The organism is Mycobacterium sp. (assembly GCF_051006775.1).
Lineage (GTDB): Bacteria > Actinomycetota > Actinomycetes > Mycobacteriales > Mycobacteriaceae > Mycobacterium.
Map to the genome: position 1 here is coordinate 1 of NZ_JBPCSX010000011.1, position 5,177 is coordinate 5,177.

The following is a 5,177-nucleotide window of genomic DNA, read 5'->3' on the forward strand; positions in this document are numbered from 1 at the left end:
TTCGGCCAGGTGGGTGTCGACCGTGGCGGCCTGCATCCGGTGGACGCGTTCCTCGACCTCGTCGTCGAACACGGCACCAAGATCCGCTGGCGAACCACGATCTCCAATCACCGGCCCGAGGTGCTCAAGAAACTGGCCCGCGACAATGGGATCCAGATGGGTTTCTCCGACGCCGGCGCGCACCTGCGCAATATGTCCTTCTACAACTTCGGACTCCGGCTGCTGCGGCACGTCCGCGACGCCGAACACAGCGGCCACCCGTTCATGTCCACCGAACATGCCGTGCATCGGCTGACCGGCGAACTGGCCGACTGGTATGGCATCGATGCCGGCCATCTGCGCATCAGCGATCGGGCCGACCTGGTGGTGATCGATCCCGAATGCCTCGACGACCGCCTTGACGACTACGCCGAGGCGCCGGTCCCGCAGTACGCGAATATGCCTCGGATGGTCAATCGCAACGACGCCGCGGTCAATCTGGTGCTGATCGGCGGCCGGACCGTCGTGCGCGACGGCGTTCCCACCGAACTCCTGGGCGCCACCCGCACCGGCAGTTTCCTGCGCGCCGGAGCACCCACCGCGGCAGCGGGTTATGAGAAGGAGCTGGCCGATGTCCGCTGATGTGGTGCTGGGGATGTGGAGGGCGCTCTCCGACCGTGATTGGGAGAAGCTGAAGACCTTCATCGCCGAGGACTGCATCTACGTCGATATGCCAGTGGGTCCGGCCGCCGCCGCCCGCGGCCCGTCGGACATCGTCAAGCGGCTCAAGGTGGGGCTGGAGCCGCTTGCCGGTTATCAGAACCATGACGGCGTGCTGGTGCAGGATGGCGAAGATGTCATGTACGAGCATTCCGAGACGTGGAACTGGGCCACCGGGGAGAGCACCGTGCTGCAGTTCGTCACGGTGCACAAGGTCCGCGACGGCAAGATCACGCTGTGGAAGGACTACTGGGACTTCGGCGGGCTGGTCAACCATGCGCCCGCGGACTGGATGGAGCAACTGGCCGCGGCCGACACCAGTTGGATCTTCGACGCCACCGGCCTGATATGAGCAGGATGATGGTTGCGGCAGTTCTCGCCGCTGGAATGCTCGCAACGCCTCTGCCTGCCACCGCAGGGGCAGCGACCTGCGACTCGGTGGACTGCGTACCCGGCGTGGCGTTGGGCGTGGCCGCAGGCGCGCCCTGCACACCCAGCATCTCCTTCGTATTCGGTGTGGACGGCGACAAGAACACTCTCATCTGTTCTGCGCAGGGCCAGTGGGTACGCACGGGGCCGCTGGTCGGGGAAGCTTTCGTGGGGATGCCGTGCGCCCTGCCGGGATCCAACGCACAGATACCCGTCAGCGGAAACTTCTTGGAGATCCGGGTACCGGGCATCCCGGTGCAGTGCGTCGGTCCGAAAGGCGCGTCGTGGTGGGTCCACTACGACGCGCCGGCGTGATCCAGGTCGTACACACGCCGGGCATTGTCGTTCCCGATCAGACCGGCCACTCGGATCGCGTCGGCGACGCTCCACTGCCCCCGCTCGACGAAATCGGTGAGCGCGGAAGTCATTCCGTCTCGCCACAGTCGCGAGCCGAGGTAGTGCAGTTCGGGCGGCCCGAACGCGTCGGAGGAATACAGGATCTTGCGGAACGGCGCGAGTTCGAGTGTCCGCGCCACGAAATCACGAGAGCGCGCGCCGAGATGGTTGATGCTCAACCCGACATCGAGATGGACGTTGTTGAAGGCGCTGGCCAGATACCCGGCCTCACGTTCGTAGGGATAACAGTGCAGCAGCACGATCGGTGTGTCCCCGGACTGACGGAGCAGATCGATCAGCAACATCGGATTGGTCCGGTGCAGGTCGCAGTCCCGATCCCCGAGTCCGACGTGGAACTGCAGTGGCTTGCCGATTCGCAGGGCCTGGTGGATACCGAAGCGCAGCAGTACCCGATCGGTGAGCCGTACGCCACCGCTGTCGCGCCAGCGTGCGGCCGCGGCAGCGACCTCATCGGCGGCCGGCACGGAGAGATCGCCGTCAAAGCCGGCCCGATAGGCCAGCACGGTCTTGGCGGCGGCGGCCGACTCCATTCTGGCGGTGAGGATCTCACCGAAATTGTCGCTGTAGTCCCCGGGCTGCGCGGCAGCCTGTTCGGCGACCTGCTCCAGTCGAACCACCTCATGAACGCCCGCTCCGGTCGCAGCCCGCAGCTCGGCGAGCCCGGCAACGGCGCCTGGCAGTCCGGTGTCGACAAGCCAGTCACTGACCCCGGCAGCGCGCAGGAACAACCGGGCCAGTTCTTCGGGTGTCTGCCGGCTGCGGTGCTCCCAATAGCTGTCCGGATCGACGTGCGGCTCCAACCCCAGCACCGGCGCGCAGTGGGCTCGCACCGCGAAGCCGAGCTGGGTGTCGAATCCGGAGTCGAAGCCGGCCAGCGGCGCGGTGTTGGCCTCGTTGAGCCCGTTCTCGAATCCACGCCGGTCCCGCTCGGCCAGCCAGTAACCGTGAACGTGGTTGTCGACAAGGTCCAGAGCGTCGATACCCTCGCCGATCTCGGCGCTCACAGGCTCCATGCCAAGCGGAATCTGTCGGCCAGCTGCTCTGGGTCCAGCTCGGAGTAGTTCTGGGTCTCGTAGCGGCGCACCGCGATCGTGGCGTCGACGCCTTCGTTGCCGAGAATACTGCGCATCCGCACTGAATCATCCAGGGCTGCAATGGCATCGGACTGCCTTGCGGACAACTGAATCACCCCGGCCTCAGCACGCTGGTGGTCGGAGAGTTCCTGGGGATCGACGGTGATCTCGGGCGGCAGCGGAGCATTCCTCTCGATACCGTCCAGCGCCAAGCCGAGGATGGCGGCGGTCGCGAAATACGGATTCGCTGACGGGTCGACGATCTTCACCTCGACATTGGCACCGCGCGGATTGCCGTGGGTGGCCGGCAGAAAGCGCACCGCCGCCTCCCGGTTCTCGGTGCCCCAGCAGGCGTACGCACCGGCCCAGTTGCCCGGTTGCATCCGCAGGCCGGACACGATCGACCCGCACAGAATCAGTTCGGCTTCGGTCAGGCCTGCGACGATTCCGCCGATGGCAGCCGCACCGGTATCGGTAAGCCCGTGGGCACCGGTACCACCGGAGAACACCGGAATCTGCCCACGCCGTAGTGAGACATGCTGATGGGCGCCGGAACCGACACTGCCGGCGAACGGAACCGGTGACAGTGAAACCCGCAGTCCGTACTTGCGCGCCACCCGGCTCACCAGGATCCGGGTCAGGACCAACCGGTCGGCTGCGGCCACCGGTGCTGCCGGCGCCAGCGATATCTCGAACTGGTTGACCCCGTACTCCGGGTGGAACTGCTCGATCGCTACGCCAGCGGCCGTAACCGCGGCGATGACATCCCGGACGAAACCCTCGTGCTCGAGGACCCCGGCCAGCCCGTACTGGGCCCATAGATCGCCGGGCAGCCGGTTACCCGCCGGGTCGACGAGCAGGAACTCGATCTCATGGCCCACCGCAGCACTCAGACCCGCTGCGGCCAAACGGGATTCGACACGGGCCAGGGTTCCGCGCGCACATGCCGGCACCGGATTTCCATCCTGATCGAAGAAGGATCCGGGCGCCCAAGCGAGTCCCTCGTCGATCACGCAGAGCGCCTCGGGATCTATCCGAATCCGCTGGTCACCGATCACACTGATGGCGTCGGTGAATGCGATGCCGGTGCGATCGATGACGAAACCATGCCAGGTCGGGCTGGCACCCAGGCCCGGGTCGGCGAATGTCGTTGCGCGACCCGCCGGGATGACTTTGGCCAGTGTCAGTCCGGATGGCGTGACGATGGTGCCGATGATGGTGCCGTCGGTGACGCCCGCCACACTCAGCCTCGGGACGGAAGCGTGATCCGGCAGGCCTGCCCGATGTCCAGGGTGCGCAAGGTTCGCCCCATCCCGACCCACATCGCGCACGACAGCGTCAGGTCGGTGATCAGTTCATCGGAGAAGTGCTCCCGACAGCGCTGCCAGAAGTCCTCGTCGTCGCGAAGTTTGGCGTGCTCGGTGCCGAACCGATGGGCGAACTCGGCGGCAAGGCGCTCCTGGTCCGAAAAACCCGGCCAGGTCCGCCACTGCAGCGCGTGTTCGTAGAGTTCCTCATCCACGCCGGCATCCGGGCCGTCGGCGTCGCGCGTGTTGACGCAGACCACGCACTCGTTATCGTGGGCGATCACGATGCGGGCGATCTCCCGGACCCGCATCGGCAACCGATTGCTGTTGTAAACCGCACCGCTGAAGGCGGCCATCGCCCTGCCGATATCGGGTGACAGCGCAATCCAGCCGGCCACGTCGTCGTCGGCGAACTCTCCGATTCGGCTCATACCCAGATGGTAGTTGCCGGACGGCCTTGCGCATCAGCGGTCACGACCTTCAGGCAAAATCCGGAACCCGACGTCAGGCGGCCTGAGAATCCCGACCGTCTGATTTGCTATGCTCGCATAGATCAGTAGATATTCCTGTTCAACATAGAAAATTGATATGACACCTGAGTTAGCCCATTCGCTCGTCAGCGTTCGGCTGCGCCAGACAGCCGACCTGCTGGCCTGGATGGCCGCCAACCATCCCGAACCGGAGCAACTCCTCGATGCCCATGATCGGGTGTCCGAAGCGCTGGGCATCGTCGACAAAATCGGACCCTAGCCCCGGATTAGCCCTGGGTCAGCCGCGGGTGGTTTACCGCACCGGTAGCGCAGCAAACTTTTTATCGATCGCAAACGACTGAACACTTCCCAAGAAGATCCTGAGAGAATCCCTTCATAGTGCGGTGATGATGTGCTAGATTCGCGAGGGTCAACGCCGTCCTCAGCTTTTCAGTAACGGATTAGGACGGTTACACGTGTTAGCGAAGGTGAGACTGGTGCCGATCAGAAAGCGGGGCGCGCGGGTGGGTGCCGCGGCGTTTGTGCTCGGTGTCTCGCTGGCCGGACCGCAGGCCACCGGCGTCGCGACCGCCGACGGAACCGACTCGGACGCCCCTGGGGTGTCGGCCAGTCCCCCCGCGCCGGCCGGCCGCGCGGCCGCCCGGGCCGGTCGCGCCGACCGTTCGGACGCCCACACATCCCCGCCCACGCCGGGCAGCGCGGCTGCCAGGACCGGGCGCCGCGTGCCCACCGGCCGCCCGACGCTTCCCCGGCCGGCTCAC

General features: G+C 65.8%; 6 protein-coding genes and 2 pseudogenes. 5 read left to right on the forward strand and 3 right to left on the reverse strand.

From position 1 onward, the window contains the following. The 3 genes and pseudogenes from ACR2JI_RS00615 to ACR2JI_RS00625 all read left to right on the forward strand — a co-directional run. Positions 1 to 621, forward strand: a pseudogene (locus tag ACR2JI_RS00615) (hypothetical protein); the annotation flags it as partial. Beyond that, positions 611 to 1,051: a nuclear transport factor 2 family protein gene (locus tag ACR2JI_RS00620; protein ID WP_526386938.1), complete on the forward strand. Its 441-nt coding sequence runs from the start codon at positions 611 to 613 to the stop codon at positions 1,049 to 1,051. The pseudogene ACR2JI_RS00615 and the gene ACR2JI_RS00620, both read left to right, overlap by 11 nt. After that, positions 1,048 to 1,443 carry a hypothetical protein gene (locus ACR2JI_RS00625; RefSeq protein ID WP_526386940.1) on the forward strand — a complete coding sequence of 132 codons (396 nt, stop codon included), beginning with the start codon at positions 1,048 to 1,050 and terminating at the stop codon, positions 1,441 to 1,443. Before ACR2JI_RS00620 ends, ACR2JI_RS00625 begins: the two co-directional genes overlap by 4 nt. Here the strand turns inward: ACR2JI_RS00625 and ACR2JI_RS00630 are convergent. The 3 genes from ACR2JI_RS00630 to ACR2JI_RS00640 are packed head-to-tail and all read right to left on the reverse strand — an operon-like array spanning position 1,425 to position 4,356. Continuing rightward, complete coding sequence (locus ACR2JI_RS00630) at positions 1,425 to 2,558, reverse strand: amidohydrolase family protein (RefSeq protein ID WP_526386942.1); 1,134 nt, start codon at positions 2,556 to 2,558, stop codon at positions 1,425 to 1,427. The two genes, ACR2JI_RS00625 and ACR2JI_RS00630, sit on opposite strands and share 19 nt — an antisense overlap. After that, positions 2,546 to 3,892, reverse strand: coding sequence for a type I glutamate--ammonia ligase (locus ACR2JI_RS00635; RefSeq protein ID WP_526386948.1), 1,347 nt, complete (start codon positions 3,890 to 3,892; stop codon positions 2,546 to 2,548). Before ACR2JI_RS00635 ends, ACR2JI_RS00630 begins: the two co-directional genes overlap by 13 nt. Next, positions 3,862 to 4,356: a carboxymuconolactone decarboxylase family protein gene (locus tag ACR2JI_RS00640; protein WP_526386944.1), complete on the reverse strand. Its 495-nt coding sequence runs from the start codon at positions 4,354 to 4,356 to the stop codon at positions 3,862 to 3,864. Before ACR2JI_RS00640 ends, ACR2JI_RS00635 begins: the two co-directional genes overlap by 31 nt. A 157-nt stretch (positions 4,357 to 4,513) precedes the next feature. Here ACR2JI_RS00640 and ACR2JI_RS00645 point away from each other — a divergent pair, with 157 nt between their 5' ends. Further along, positions 4,514 to 4,675 carry a hypothetical protein gene (locus tag ACR2JI_RS00645; RefSeq protein WP_526386946.1) on the forward strand — a complete coding sequence of 54 codons (162 nt, stop codon included), beginning with the start codon at positions 4,514 to 4,516 and terminating at the stop codon, positions 4,673 to 4,675. Between the two features lie 217 nt (positions 4,676 to 4,892). Continuing rightward, a pseudogene (locus tag ACR2JI_RS00650) lies at positions 4,893 to 5,177 on the forward strand (hypothetical protein); the annotation flags it as partial.